12 protein-coding genes and 1 pseudogene are annotated in these 13928 nt (G+C 72.8%); 1 reads left to right on the top strand and 12 read right to left on the bottom strand.

The window, feature by feature from the left end; all coding sequences use genetic code 11:
- From BU198_RS41705 to BU198_RS01230, 3 genes and pseudogenes are all read right to left on the bottom strand, one after another.
- Positions 1-221, bottom strand: a pseudogene (locus BU198_RS41705) (hypothetical protein); the annotation flags it as partial.
- Between the two features lie 100 nt (positions 222-321).
- Entirely contained in the window at positions 322-1020 is a 699-nt protein-coding gene (locus BU198_RS01225; protein WP_188294923.1) for a ribonuclease HII, read from the bottom strand.
- Positions 1021-1202: 182 nt separating this feature from the next.
- Positions 1203-1904 carry a TetR/AcrR family transcriptional regulator gene (locus tag BU198_RS01230; protein ID WP_317619902.1) on the bottom strand — a complete coding sequence of 234 codons (702 nt, stop codon included), beginning with the start codon at positions 1902-1904 and terminating at the stop codon, positions 1203-1205.
- A 272-nt stretch (positions 1905-2176) separates the two neighbouring features.
- On the opposite strand from BU198_RS01230, the gene BU198_RS01235 reads away from it, so the two are divergent.
- The gene (locus BU198_RS01235; protein ID WP_411293123.1) at positions 2177-3724 is read left to right on the top strand and encodes an MFS transporter; all 1548 of its coding nucleotides are present in this window, start codon (positions 2177-2179) and stop codon (positions 3722-3724) included.
- A gap of 145 nt (positions 3725-3869) precedes the next feature.
- Here the strand turns inward: BU198_RS01235 and BU198_RS43670 are convergent, their stop codons facing one another.
- The 9 genes from BU198_RS43670 to BU198_RS01280 form a co-directional block, all read right to left on the bottom strand.
- Positions 3870-5585: a DUF4153 domain-containing protein gene (locus BU198_RS43670; protein ID WP_188294924.1), complete on the bottom strand. Its 1716-nt coding sequence runs from the start codon at positions 5583-5585 to the stop codon at positions 3870-3872.
- Between the two features lie 270 nt (positions 5586-5855).
- Complete coding sequence (locus tag BU198_RS01245; protein WP_317619903.1) at positions 5856-6776, bottom strand: carbohydrate ABC transporter permease; 921 nt, start codon at positions 6774-6776, stop codon at positions 5856-5858.
- Complete coding sequence (locus tag BU198_RS01250) at positions 6773-7810, bottom strand: carbohydrate ABC transporter permease (protein WP_188294925.1); 1038 nt, start codon at positions 7808-7810, stop codon at positions 6773-6775. Before BU198_RS01250 ends, BU198_RS01245 begins: the two co-directional genes overlap by 4 nt.
- A 226-nt stretch (positions 7811-8036) precedes the next feature.
- Positions 8037-9425, bottom strand: coding sequence for an ABC transporter substrate-binding protein (locus BU198_RS01255; RefSeq protein WP_188294926.1), 1389 nt, complete (start codon positions 9423-9425; stop codon positions 8037-8039).
- A 318-nt stretch (positions 9426-9743) separates the two neighbouring features.
- Positions 9744-10958, bottom strand: coding sequence for a cytochrome P450 family protein (locus BU198_RS01260; protein ID WP_188294927.1), 1215 nt, complete (start codon positions 10956-10958; stop codon positions 9744-9746).
- A 34-nt stretch (positions 10959-10992) separates the two neighbouring features.
- Positions 10993-12237: a cytochrome P450 gene (locus BU198_RS01265; RefSeq protein WP_188294928.1), complete on the bottom strand. Its 1245-nt coding sequence runs from the start codon at positions 12235-12237 to the stop codon at positions 10993-10995.
- Positions 12234-13031: an ATP/GTP-binding protein gene (locus tag BU198_RS01270; RefSeq protein ID WP_188294929.1), complete on the bottom strand. Its 798-nt coding sequence runs from the start codon at positions 13029-13031 to the stop codon at positions 12234-12236. Before BU198_RS01270 ends, BU198_RS01265 begins: the two co-directional genes overlap by 4 nt.
- Positions 13012-13380, bottom strand: a complete 369-nt coding sequence (locus tag BU198_RS01275) for a DUF742 domain-containing protein (RefSeq protein ID WP_188294930.1) — start codon at positions 13378-13380, stop codon at positions 13012-13014. Before BU198_RS01275 ends, BU198_RS01270 begins: the two co-directional genes overlap by 20 nt.
- A complete protein-coding gene (locus tag BU198_RS01280; RefSeq protein WP_188294931.1) occupies positions 13377-13817 on the bottom strand; it encodes a roadblock/LC7 domain-containing protein in 441 nt (146 codons plus the stop codon). Before BU198_RS01280 ends, BU198_RS01275 begins: the two co-directional genes overlap by 4 nt.
- Between the last annotated feature and the right edge of the window lie 111 nt (positions 13818-13928).

The following is a 13928-nucleotide window of genomic DNA, read 5'->3' on the forward strand; positions in this document are numbered from 1 at the left end:
CCCAGGGCCGCGCCGCCGGTGGCCGGTCCCGGACGGGCGGCGCGCGGCGCGGCCGGGCGCGGAGGCTCCGGACGGGGGCCGGGCACCGGTGCCGGGGCGGCGACGGTGGTGGTGGTGGTGAGTGCAGTGGCGGGGGCTGGTGCGTCCGACTCGCGGGGGACGGGAACGCCGGGGCCCGGAATGCTCTCGTGAATCTCCGGCTCCTCGGGGAAGGCAGGCATACCCGGATATCTATCAAATGCCGGTCGGACGCGCACGGGCACCCCACCCATTGGGCGCCGCCGCTCCGCCACCCTCACCTGGGCAATTCCAGACGGACCGTCAGAAACCGAGCGTCAACTGTTCGTCGGCGGACCCCTGACCGCCACCCACGACCTCCCGGACGCGCTTGAGGTGACGCCACCGCGGCAGTGCGTCCATGTACGCCCAGGAGAGCCGGTGCTGCCCGGTGGGGCCGTACTCCTCCAGGGCGGCACGGTGCACCGGGGACGGGTAGCCGGCGTTGTCGGCGAAGCCGTACTCCGGGCACCCCTCGCCCAGTTCGGCCATCAGGCCGTCGCGGTGGATCTTGGCGAGCACCGAGGCGGCGGAGACGCAGATGCAGGACTGGTCACCCTTGATCACCGTGCGCACCCGCCAGGGGCCGCCGAGGTAGTCGTGTTTGCCGTCCAGGATGACCGCGTCGGGCTCGACCGACAGTGCCTCCAGCGCGCGGACGGCCGCCAGCCGCAGCGCCGCCGTCATGCCGAGTTCGTCGCACTCCTGCGGCGAGGCCTGCCCCAGCGCGTACGCGGTGACCCAGTCGGCGAGGACCGGGGCGAGCGCGCGGCGGCGCAGTTCGGTGAGCAGCTTCGAGTCGGTCAGTCCCTCCGGCGCCTTGCGCAGGCCGGTGACGGCCGCACCCACGGTGACCGGCCCGGCCCAGGCGCCGCGCCCGACCTCGTCGAGACCGACGACGATCTTGGCGCCGGCCCGGCGGAGCGAGCGTTCGACGGAGTGCGTCGGAGGGACGATCGGCATGGCGTATTCCGTTCAGCGGGGGCAGCCTCCAGCCTAAGCCCGCCCCACGACCGCGGATTCCCTGCTGCCCGGGGCCCGGGCCCGACCTCGGCCCCAGCACCGAGCCTGGCAGCGAACCCGACACCGACCCGCCCAGGACGGCCCAGGCCCGCTCAGGCCCACTCAGGCCCGCCCAGCCTCACTCAGGCCCGGATCATCGGCTCCAGCACCTCGTCCACCAGGCGGCCGGCGAAGTCCGGCCCCATGGTTTCCAGCCCTCGGATCTTGACCTGGTAGAGCAGTACCGCCGGAATGACGTCCGCCACCAGCGGGGTGACAGCGCCGGGCCGGACGTCGCCGCGCTCGGCACCACGGCGCAGGATCTCCAGGATGGTCCCCGCGGTCGGTTCGAGGACCCGGTCGGTGATGAAGCACTTGAAGACCTCGGCCCGCTCGTGGTCGATCTCGCCCATCAGGGCGTTGAGCGCGGAGCCCACCCGGGAGGTCATCGCCTCCGTGAACCCCTCGACGAGCCGTTGGAGTTCGTCCCGCGCGGACCCCAGGTCGGGGGTGTCGTAAGGGCGTGGGAGAGTGGCGTCCAGGGCGTCGATGACGAGTTCGTCCTTGGACGCCCAGCGCCGGTAGAGCGCGGCCTTCCCGGTCCGTGCCGCACTGGCGACCCCTTCCATGGTCAGCCGCGCGTATCCGCCGGAGGTGAGCTGGTCGAGCGCGGCCTCGAAGATCGCGTTCTCCAGTTCCTTCCCCCGCCGCCGACCCGGCCTCGCCAGAGCCTGGCGGGCGGCCCGCACCGGACAGAAGTCCGGCGCGACACCCGGCCCCGCACCCTCCTCGACGCCCGGCCCCGCGGCCACCGCCCCGGAGCCGACCACGGCCCCGGACCCCACCCCGGCCCCCGCCTCCGCCGGCCGAGGGGCCCCCTCCCCCGGCGACCGGCCCGACGACCGACCGGACCGGTCCGTCACCAGGCGTCGCACCAACCGCTCCATCGCCACCATCCTTAAGGAACGCTTGCGTTCACAATCACGGCCAGGATATCGTCCCGATTAGTGAACGATCCCGTTCCTTCCAGGCCTGCGCAAGGGCGCACCGCCGCGCCCGGACCGGCGAATCCGCCGGACCCGCACCGCCGAGCACATAGCCAGCAGGGGGCACATTCGTGGCTATCTCCGACACGCTCAGCAAGAACTCACCACCGCAGTCCGGCCAGGGACGGGGCAAGGGCATCACCCTGACCGTCATCGCGGCCACCCAGCTCATGGTCGTCCTCGACGCGACGATCGTGAACATCGCACTGCCGCACATCAGGGACGCCCTGGGCTTCTCGACCACCGACCTGTCCTGGGTCATCAACGCCTACACGCTGACCTTCGGCGGCCTGCTGCTGCTCGGCGGTCGCGCGGGTGACATCCTCGGCCGCCGCCGGGTGTTCATCTTCGGCACCCTGCTGTTCGGACTGGCCTCGCTGCTCGGCGGTTTCGCCCAGGACAGCAGCCTGCTGCTGGCCGCCCGCGCGCTCCAGGGCATCGGTGGAGCGATCTGCTCCCCGACGGCCTTCGCCCTGATCGCCACCAACTTCGACGAGGGGCCGGAACGCAACCGGGCGTTCGGCGTGTTCTCCGCGGTGGCCGGCTCGGGCGCCGCGATCGGCCTGCTGGCCGGCGGCCTGCTCACCGAGTACCTGAACTGGCGCTGGGTGTTCTTCGTCAACGTGCCGATCGCGATCCTGATCGCGATCGCCGCGCCGCGCTACATCGCAGAGTCCAAGCGCCACCCGGGCCGCTTCGACCTGCCCGGCGCGCTCACCTCGACACTCGGCCTGGTCGGCCTGGTCTACGGGTTCATCCGAGCCGCCTCGGACGGCTGGTCGGACGGCATCACGCTCGGTTCCTTCGCGGCCGGCGCGATCCTGCTCGCCGCGTTCTTCGTGGTCGAGAGCCGCACCGACCAGCCGATCACCCCGATGCACCTGTTCGCCGACCGCAACCGCACCGGCGGCCTGGTGATGATGCTCTGCCTGGCCGCGGCCATGTTCGGCATCTTCTTCTACGTCGTGCTGTTCGTGCAGGGACCCCTCGGCTACAGCCCGCTGAAGGCCGGCGTCTCCTTCCTCCCGATCAGCGTCGCGATCGTCGTCGCCGCGCAGATCGCCTCCAACCTCCAGGCCAAGTACGGCCCGAAGCCCTTCATGGCGGGCGGTGCGCTGCTGGTCACCGTCGGCCTCACCTGGCTGACCCAGATGGGCAAGGACAGCGGCTACCTGGACGGAGTGCTCGGCCCCACGGTGGTGTTCGGCTTCGGCATGGGCCTGATCTTCGTCCCAGTGATGCTGCTCTCGGTCGCCGGCGTCCCGGGCGAGGAGACCGGCGCCGCCTCCGGCCTGCTCAACTCGATGCAGCAGATCGGCGGTTCGCTCGGCCTGTCGATCCTGACCACGGTCTTCGCGCACTACGCCACGGCCGAGGCCACCGTGCAGCTGCCGGCGTTCATGGCGACCGCGACACCGGATCAGCTGGCCTACTTCCAGCAGCACCACGAGTTCCCGCAGGGCACGAACGCCGCCAACACCGTGCTCACCGAGGGAATCTCGCACGGCTTCATCGTGGGCGCCGCGCTCGCGGCGGTGGCCCTGGTGGTCGCGGTCTTCGTGATCAAGGCCAAGGCCGGCGACCTGCCGAGCGACTCCTCCGCCGTCGCGATGCACTGACGGCGCCGCGAGGCACCGACACCCCTGGCATGCGCTGACATGCGTTGCCACGCGCCGACGGCGCCACAACGCCCGGGGCCGGACGGGAGCAGCACGCTCCCGTCCGGCCCCAGGCGTTGTCCGCGGGCCACCCGCCCCGGTCGGTCTACCGGGCGTCGTACGTCAGCCCCGCCCAGTCGCAGGCCGTGCGGCCGATCGCGGCCGAGCCCTCCAGGGGCCGTTCCGCCAGGGCCTCCCGCGCCCGGGCGGTCGCGAGACTGGTCGCGTACCAGGGCTTCGGCTCCCCGTACAGGTCCTGCGCGATCAGCTGCAGCGCACAGCTCCGCTGCGGTTCGGGGAGCCGGTCCAGGGCTGGCACCGCGTCCGCCGAGAGCGAGCGGACGTTGCGCAGGTCGATGGCCGCGGCGGGCGGATCGGTCCGCAGGGCCTGCTCGTACCGGGTGACGTTCTGCTCGGCGACGATCGCGTCCGGGCCCATCAGGCCGTAGACCGCGAGGGTGAGCATCCCGCTGAGGAGCACGACGCGCGGCAGCCAGTCGGTGCGGCGGGCCAGCCCGGCGGCGATCAGCAGCAGGAAGACGGCGCCCAGCCAGACCTCCACCACCAGCACCCACAGCCGCAGCCGGGTGAGCCCGGAGGCGTCCACGTAGAACCACATCCGGCCGAGCGCCGAGGCGACCACGGCCAGCGCCAGCACACAGAGCAGGCCGAGCAGGATCCGCGCCACCCGCCGGTCGGTGGGGGTGGTGCGCGGGGCCCACCGCTTGGCGAGGGTCACCACGACCAGGGTCAGCACGGTGATCACGCTCAGCTGCCAGAAGCCCTGCCGGGCGTACTCGGAGCGGCTCATCCCGGTGTTGCCCAGTACGGCGTCCGCGCCGCCGAGCACCACCACGGCCTGGACCACCGCGAAGACGCCGAACATCAGGTCGAGCGCGACCAGCGGCAGCGCCCACTCCAGCCGGCGGCGCTCCCGGCCCGGCCTGATCTCGGTACGGTCCCAGCGGCGCGGGCCGGCCGCGATGTGGGCGAAGCCCAGCGCGGCCACCGCCCCGAGCACGAACAGCGCGCCGCGCCCCGGGAGCTGGTCGAGGTCGAGGTCCGGGCTGAGGCTGCCCAGCAGGTCCGCCATGGCGGCGTCGGCGCCGGCGAACAGCAGGCCGAAGACGGTCAGCAGGCCGGCGGCGACCGCGAGCGCCTTGAGCACCGGGACGATCCGGCCGCGACCCGGCAGCGCGCGCCCCTCCATGCTGGTCCAGGCCCAGCCCACGGCAGGCACCGACTGCCAGAGGATCCCCGGCAGGGCGAGCAGGACACCGGGCCAGCGGCGGCCGCCGTGCAGGGCCAGCGAGGCCAGTGCGAGCGCGCCGACGGCAGCCAGCACCGCGGGCCAGCCCGCGTCCCACCAGGCCGGGACGGCGAGCAGGGCGAGGGCCAGCAGGCTCCAGGCGGCCGTCCAGGGCCGGATCCGACGGCCCGCCACCCGGGCGGCGAACCCGGCCCCGACGGCGGTGGCGGCGCCGCAGATCAGCAGGTTGGCGCCCAGGCCGCCGTAGAGCAGCCAGGCCGTCAGCAGGCCGGTGAGCAGGGCGGCCAGGACGACCCGGGGCGTGGCCCCCGCCCGGCGCTCGGGGTCACTGCGGCGCAGCCACGCGCCGGCCTGGGGCTCCGGCGCACCGGGCTTCGGGCCCGGACCCCGCCCGCCCTGCGGGCCGGGGCCGGGCGCACGGTGGGGGCCGTGCGTGCTGTACGGGCCATGGGAGCCGTACGCCCGGTTCGGGTCGTACTGCCGGTACGGGTCGTGCGGGTCGTACGACCCGGACGCCCCGATCGGGCCCTGCGGCGCCGCAGGGCCCTGCACGGCAGTCGGACCTTGCGGCGCTGCCGGGCCCTGCGAGGCGGTCGGGCCCTGCGGTCCGGACGGACCCGGCTCATCGGACGAGGCAGGCACGGACAGACCTGACATGAGTCCCCCTCAGTGGTCGGCGGGCATGCGGAGGCCACCCACGGGGTGGTCCGCCGGCGGGCGCGCTCGGCGCCTCGGACGCTGCCGACTGTAGACCATTCTGAACAGGTTCAAAACCTGACTCTGAACGCGTTCAGAATGCCCTCGCCACCATGAACTCCCCGGCTACCCCTTCACCGACCCGGCCAGCAGCCCCCGGACGAAGTACCGCTGGAGGCTGAAGAAGACGATCAGCGGCACGATGATGGACAGGAACGCCCCGGCCGTGAGCAGTTCCCAGCGCCCGCCCAGCGAGCCGGACAGCTGCGCCAGCCGAGCCGTCATCGGCGCCACCTCCGGCGTGCCGCCCGCGAAGGTCAGCGCCACCAGCAGGTCGTTCCAGACCCACAGGAACTGGAAGATCGCGAACGAGGCCAGCGCCGGGGTGCACAGCGGCAGCACGATCGAACGGAAGATCTTGAAGTGCGAGGCGCCGTCCACCACCGCGGCCTCCATCAGGTCGCGCGGCAGCTGGGCGATGAAGTTGTGCAGCAGGAACACCGCCAGCGGCAGCGCGAACATGGTGTGCGCCAGCCAGACCGGCGCGTAGCTGCCCCTCAGGTCCACCGCGGGGATCAGCGTCAGCGGGCCCAGGTGCGCACCGCCGGCGAACAGCCGCAGCAACGGGATCAGCGCCATCTGGATCGGCACCACCTGGAGCGCGAACACCGTGAAGAACACCGCGTCGCTCCCCCGGAACCGCACCCAGGCCAGCGCGTACGCCGCCATCGCCGCCAGCACCAGCGGGAAGACCGTCGCCGGGACGCTGATCGCCAGCGAGTTGACCAGGAAGGGCATCAGGCCGCTGGAGACACCGGAGCCGCCCTCGAACAGCACCGCGTGGTAGTTGCCGAGGCCGAGGTCCGGGTGGAGGAAGGCGTTCCACCAGCCGCTGTCGGTCACGTCCTGCTTGGGCCGCAGCGAGGTCACCAGCAGACCCAGCGTCGGGATCGTCCAGAGCACCGTCATCGCGATCACGAACACCGAGGCCAGCGGGCTGCTGAAGGCCCTCCGCACCGGCTTCTCCCGACCGTCCGTCCTGGTCACCGCACCTCACGCTCCTTCCGCAGCTGGACGATGTTGTAGGCCACCAGCGGCAGCACCGCGAGGAAGAGCAGCACCGCGAGAGCACTGCCCCGCCCGGCGTTGAACTGGACGAAGGACTGCGAGTACATCTCGTTGGCCAGCACCTGGGTGCCGAAGTTGCCGCCGGTCATGGTGCGGACGATGTCGAAGGCCTTCAGGGTGATGATCATGACGGTGGTCAGCACGACCATCACCGTGGTGCGGATCATCGGCACGGTGACGTACCAGAACAGCCGCACCCCGCTCGCGCCGTCCAGCCGGGCCGCCTCCACCACCTCCGCCGGGATCGCCTTGATCGCCGCCGACAGCACCACCATCGCGAAACCGGTCTGCACCCAGACCATCACCGCCATCAGCAGGAAGGTGTTCAGCGGCTGCGAGAGCAGCCAGTTCGGGGGATCGTCCCAGCCCACCGCGACGGCGAGCTGGCTGAGCAGGCCGATCTGCGGCCGCCCCGGCCCGCGCGACTCGTAGACGAACTTGAAGATGATCGACGCGCCGACCAGCGAGATCGCCATCGGCATGAAGATCAGCGACTTGTACACCGCCTGGCCGCGCATCCGGTCCACCAGCAGCGCCAGCACCAGGCCCAGCCCGGTCGCCGCCAGCGGCGCGGCCACCAGCCACAGCAGCGTGTTGACCAGCACCTTCCGCACCGGGTCGGAGGTGAAGGCCCAGCCGAAGTTCTCGCCGCCGACGAACCGGCTGCTGTCGTCGTTCCTGAGGCTGAGGTAGACCGTGCGGACCAGCGGTACGACCAGGCCGACGGCCAGCAGCACCACCGCCGGGCCGAGGAACACCCCGACCGCCAGCGGGCGGGACAGGCGGCCCCTGGCCCGGCCGGCGACCAGGAAGACCACCAGCAGGATGCCGAGGAAGCCCGCGACGGCTCCGACGGTGTTGCCGAACTTGACCGCCGCGTCGCTCCAGGCACCGGCCGCCAGTCTCGTGGTGGCCGCCTCGGCGACGGGTGTCGGGAATCCGGGTACGGACATGGCTGCGCGTCCCTTCGGGTGTGGTGGGAAGGGGGCGGGCGGTGCGGGTGGGTGGCCCCGCACCGCCCTCGACAGGTGGTCCTCGGTGTGCGCCCGGCCCGGCCCGCCCCGGAGCCGGAACCGGTACGGAACCGGAACCGGTACGGAAGCCGGAACGCGGCCGCCGGAGCCCGGAGCCCGAGGTCCGGACGCCGACGCCCCGGGACGGCACCGGGCGGCGCCTCGGCTACTGCGGCCAGGCGGCGTCGATGTCGGCGGCGGTCTTCTGGATCGACTGCCCCTCGGCGAACCAGGCGGTCAGCGACTTCCACTCCTGTCCCGCACCGATCGCGGCCGGCATCAGGTCGGAGCCGTCGAAGCGGAAGGTCGCCGACGGGTCGGTCAGCGCCTCGGCCGACAGCTTGTCGATCGGATCGGTGTACAGGCTCCTGTCCACACCCTGGTTGGCCGAGACCCAGCCGCTCGCGGTCTTCACCCGGCTGCTCGCCCAGTCCGAGCTGGACAGGTAGTTCTGCACCGCCTGCACCTCGGGCCGGCCGGAGAAGGCCGCCAGGAACTCGCCGCCGCCCTCGACCGGGTTGGCGATCGCCGGGTTCACCGCCGGCAGGTGGAAGGCGAAGACGTCCCCGTCCGGGCCGACCTTGGTGCCCTTGGGCCACTGCGCCTCGTAGAACGAGGCCTGCTGGAGCATCAGGCACTTGCCGCTCAGGATCGGTGTTCCCGCGTCCTGGAAGGTGGTGGTGGCGATCGACTTCACGTCACCGAAGCCCGCGTTGACCCAGTCCGGGTTCTGCATCCAGCCGGCGACCGTCCTCATCGCGTCGGTGATCTTCTGGTCGGAGAACTTCACCTGGTGGCCGACCCACTGGTCGTACACCTCGCCGCCGTACGAGCCCAGCACCGCCTCCTCCAGCCAGTCGGTGGCCGGCCAGCCGGTGGCCGTCCCGGAGGCGATGCCGCCGCACCACGGCTTGGAGCCGCCCGCCTTGGCGATCCTGTCGCTGAGCGCCATCAGGTCGGCCCAGGTCTTCGGCACCTCGTAGCCGGCCGCCTTGAAGGTCTTCGGCGAGTACCAGACCAGGGACTTCATGTTGGCGCTCATCGGGGCCGCGTAGAAGGTGCCGTCGACCGAACCGTAGGTCTTCCAGATCGGGCTCCACTTGCCCTGGTTCGTGACGGTCTCCGCGGGCGGCTTCACCACCTTCCCGCTCTTCACCATCTGCGCCAGCAGGCCCGGCTGCGGGACGACCGCGAAGTCCGGGGCGTTGCCGCCGGACACCCGGACCGGCAGCTGGGACTCGAAGTCGTTCGAGCCCTCGTAGCTGATCTTGATCCCGGTGCACTTGGCGAACTCGGCCCAGGACTTCTCCAGGTTGTCCGACTCCGGGCTCAGGATCGAGGCGAACATCGTCACCGTCGTGCCCGAATGCCCGGCGTACGGCTGATACTTGGCGCAGTCACCGGTGAGCGACTCGGCCGACCCGCCTCCACCGCCCCCCGAACCACCGGAGCTGTTGGAGCAGGCCGCGGTCAGCGCGAGCGCCGCCACCAGGACGGGCAGGGCGGCCGTTCGGCGGCGGGAACTCCGGTGCGGCGCGGTCGGGTTGAGGGTCAATGCGGTTCTCCTCGCCAGGGCGTACTGCCGACGGTGGGCTGAACGACATCGCGCTGTACCGGAGACGGGCCTTCACGGACCGCAGAGCAGGGACACGGACAGGGGCGCAAGCGGGATCACGGACGGACGGCGGCCGGACTGATCGATGACGTTAACGCAGCCGTCGGCCCCCGCCAAGGTGCCCGCTCGACCTTCGCGCCCGACCTTCACGTTCACCCCTCCGATCCGCCCCCACAAGAAGGCACCCCGGAGCCGTCCACGGAGGAGCCGACGGGCTCCGGCCGAAAGCCCGGCCGGAGTCCGCGACATGACGAATCGTCAGTACAGTCGGATCGGCAGCTCCCGCAGACTGTTCACCACCAGCGACGGGCTCGGCCGCAGCTCGGCGTCCGGCACCGCGAGCGACAGCCCCGGGAAGCGCTCGAACAGCGCGGGCAGCGCGACCCCCGCCTCCAGCCGGGCCAGCGGCGAGCCCGGGCAGACGTGCGGCCCGTGGCCGAAGGACAGGTGGCGGATCGGGTCCCGGGTGAGGTCGAAGACCTCGGCCGTCACCCCGTGCTGGAGCGGGTCGCGGCCGATCGCGTTGTACGAGACCAGCACCGGCTCGCCGGCCGGGATCACCACCTCGCCGACCGGGATGGACTCGGCCGCGAAGCGGAACAGGAAGTTGCTGGTCGGCGGCGTCCAGCGGAGCGACTCCTCCACCACCGCGTCCCAGGAGACCCGCCCCGAGCGCACCAGCTCCAGCTGGTCCGGGTGGGCCAGCAGCGCCCGCACCGCGTTGCCGATCAGGTTCACCGTGGTCTCGTGACCGGCCGCGATGATCACCCGCAGGGTGGCCGCCGCCTCCGCGTCGGTCAGCGCCCCGCCCTCGGTGTCGGCCGCCAGCAGGACGCTCGCCAGGTCGTCACCGGGAGCCGAACGACGCTGCGCCACCAGGCCGTTGACGAAGGAGTTCAGTCCGGCGACGGTCGCCTGGATGCCCTCGGGGTTGGGCTTGATGCCGAAGAACCGCTCGTACAGGTCGCGCAGCAGGCCGTGGTCCGACTCCGGCACGCCCAGCAGCGAGCAGATCACCGTCATCGGCAGCGGGAAGGCGAAGGCCGTCTTGAGGTCCACCACCGGCTCGCCCGCCGCCAGGCCGTCCAGCAGCGCGCGGGTGGTCTCCTCGACCCGCGGGCGCATCAGCTCCACCCGGCGCGGAGTGAAGGCCTGGGCGACCAGCGCCCGCAGCCGGCGGTGCTCGGCGCCGTCCGTGGTCACCATGCTCAGGCCCGGCACCGCCAGGCCGATCAGCGGCCAGGTCTTCGGCACCTCGCCGCGCTGGTAGGCCGCCCAGTGCGCGGCGTCCTTCACCAGCCGGGCGTCCGTCAGCAGGTCCCGCGCGGCGCCGTGCCGGACCACCGCCCAGGCGGCGACCCCGCCGGGCAGTTCGACCGGCACCACCGGGCCGGCGGCCCGCAGCAGCGCGCCCTCCGCCGCGCTGTCGCGGGCCAGCGGGTCGAGGACGATTCGGGCCGGGGCAGCGGTCATCGACAGTTCTCCTTCGTACGGCTGGTGTCGTGGGTCAGACCGGGTGGCCCGGGGTGAACGAGACCGGCAGCGCCACCAGCCCGCGCACCCAGGCCGACGGCCGCCACACCAGCGCGTGCTCGGCCACCGCGAGCCGCAGGTCCGGCAGCCGGTCGAGCAGCACCTCGATCGCGGTGGTGGCGATCACCTCGGCCGCCTCCTGCGCCGGGAACGGACAGCCGTGCTCGCCGTACGAGTAGCTCATGTGCGCCCGGTTCCCCTCCGCCGGGCGGCCGTCCGGCTGCCGGACCGACGGATCGGCGTTGGCCCCGGCGAAGCCGAGCAGGACCAGGTCCCCCTCGCCGATCCGCTGGCCGCCGAGCCGGGTGTCCCGGGCCGCCCAGCGGCCGGCGAAGATCTGGGTCGGGGTGTCCTCCCAGAGAACCTTGTTCAGCGCCTGGCTGATGCTGCGCCGGCCGCCCGCCAGCGAGGCGGCGAACCGCTCGTCGGTGAGCATCAGCCGCAGCGCGTTGGAGATCCAGTACGAGGTCGGCTGGTGGCCCGCGATCAGCAGCACCCGCAGGTCGCGCATCACCTCGTCGTGGGTCAGCCCGGCCGGGTGCTCCAGCATCCGCGAGGCCACGTCGGCGCCCGGGTACTCGGCCTTCTCCTCGACCAGCGCGTGCATCAGCTCCAGCAGCCGCTGGGCACCGGCCGCGGCATCCTGGCCGCCGTCCAGCATGGCCAGCAGCGCCGCGATCAGCTGCGGCGCCTGCTCCTCGTCCAGGCCGAGCACCCGGCACAGCACCAGCAACGGCATCCGGTGCGCGTACTCGGCGACCAGGTCGGCCTCGCCGCGCCCGGCGAACCCGTCGATCAGCCGGTCGGCGATCTCCTCCGCGTGCTTGCGCAGCTCGTACGGGTCGATCCCGGCCAGCGCGTCGGTGACCGCGCGCGAACGCCGGACGTGCTCCTCGCCCTCGGTGTAGAGGATCGAGGGGGCGGGCGCCATCATCGGCTTCAGCGGCCAGTCGGCGGGCAGCGTCGCCCAGGCGTGCCAGCGGCTGGAGTCACGGCCGAACAGCTGGGGGCGGCCGGTCACCTGCTGGAGCTCGCGGTAGCCGATGACCAGCCAGGCGGGCACGCCGCCGGCCAGCTCGACCGGGGCGACGGGGCCGTGCGCGGCGCGCAGCTCGCGGTAGAGCTGGGCGGGGTCGGTCTGGAAACGCGGCCCGTACAGCGGCGTGGCGGCGGCGTGCGCCGGGCAGCCCGGGGGCGGGGTGGCGGCGGGCTCGGTCACGGGGTGCTCTCCTCGTAGATCGCGGTGCGGGACCCTGCCGGGGCGGGCGCTTCGGCCGGGGCCGCCTCGTCGTCCCCCGCGGCGGACGCTTCGTCCGCTGCGATGGCCGTCGGTTCGTCCCCCGCGGCGGCGGACAGCGCGGCCTCATCGGCGCCGGCCAGGGCAGCCAGGTGGTGGACCAGCGCGATCAGCACCCGCTTGCCCGACTCGCGGTCGCGGGCGTCGCAGTCCACCAGCGGCACCTCGGCCGGCAGGTCCAGCGCCTCCCGGACCTGCGCCAGGGTGTGGCCCGGCTCGCCGAAGTTGTTGCGGGCCACGATGAACGGCGTGCCGTGGTGCTCCAGCCGGTCGATCGCGTACCAGGAGTCCTCCAGCCGCCGGGTGTCCACCAGGACGACCGCGCCCAGGGCGCCGCTGAACAGCCGGTCCCAGAGGAACCAGAAGCGCTCCTGCCCGGGCGCGCCGAACAGGTACAGCACCTGGCGCTCGGAGAGGGTGATCCGGCCGAAGTCGAAGGCCACCGTGGTGGAGCGCTTGCCCCAGGCTCCGGCCGGGTCGACGCCCTCGCCCGCCCGGGTCATCACCTCTTCGGTGTTCAGCGGGCGGATCTCGCTGACCGAGCCGACCAGTGTGGTCTTGCCGACGCCGAAGCCGCCGACCACGACGATCTTCAGCGCGTTGTCGGCGGTCGCCCGGAGCGGGGTGCGCGGCGCGCCGGGCCGGCCGTCGGTGCCGGTGCCGGTGCCGACCTCAGCGCCGCCGCCGGGCCGGGCGTCAGAGCCGTTGGAGGCCATGCAGCACCTGCTTCAGCGTGTCGAGGTCGGGCAGCCTGGCTTTGTTCGGCGCGAACCTGGGGTGCCTGGCGGTGACCGCCCCGGACTCCAGCAGGTCGCCGAGCAGGATCTTCACCACCGAAATGGGCAGCGTCAGCTCCGCCGCCACCTCCACGACGGCGGTCGGGGCCTCGCACATCCGCAGGATCCGCGCGTGCTCCGACTGCATCCCGGGCGCCGGCTGCCGCTCGGCGACGATCAGGGTGACCAGGTCGAAGGCGTTCTCCGGAGCCCGGCTGCGGCCCCGGGTGATGGTGTAGAGGCGGTCCGGGTCGTCGTCGCGGCCCGGCAGCACCGGCCCGGCGTTCATATACCTGCGCTCTCTCGAGTGGCGGCCCCGTCGGATTCCGCACTCCGGGCGGGCGCGCTGAGGTGGACCCCGATCTGCTCGATCAGGCCGTGCATGTTGTGGCCGACCACGCCGACGTCCGCTTCCTCGTCCGTGACCACCGCCAGGTGTGCGCCCTCGCCCGCCGCCACGATGCACAGGATGCCGCCGTGGAACTCGGTCATCGACTGCCGCACGCCGCCGCTGCCGTCGCCGAACTCGATCGAGGCGCCGTGTGCCAGGCTCTGGAGGCCCGAGGCGATGGCGGCCAGCTGGTCGGCCTGGTCGCTGCTCAGTCCCGTGGTGTGGCAGAGCCTGAGGCCGTCGGCGGAGAGAACCAGGGCGTGCCGGGTGCCGGGGGTCGCCGCCAGCAGGTTCTCCAACAGCCAGTCGAGGTCGCGGTCGATGGCGCTGCTCATCAGGTGTCCTTCTCGGTGACGGGGGAAGCGTCGGGCATGGTGTCGGGGTCCGTGGCCGGCGCCCCGGCCGGGGCCTGCTCGGCCGCCACGGGGCGGGCGGCGGCCCGGCGG

Source organism: Streptomyces sp. CBMA156 (genome assembly GCF_014596515.1).
Classification (GTDB): Bacteria; Actinomycetota; Actinomycetes; order Streptomycetales; family Streptomycetaceae; genus Kitasatospora.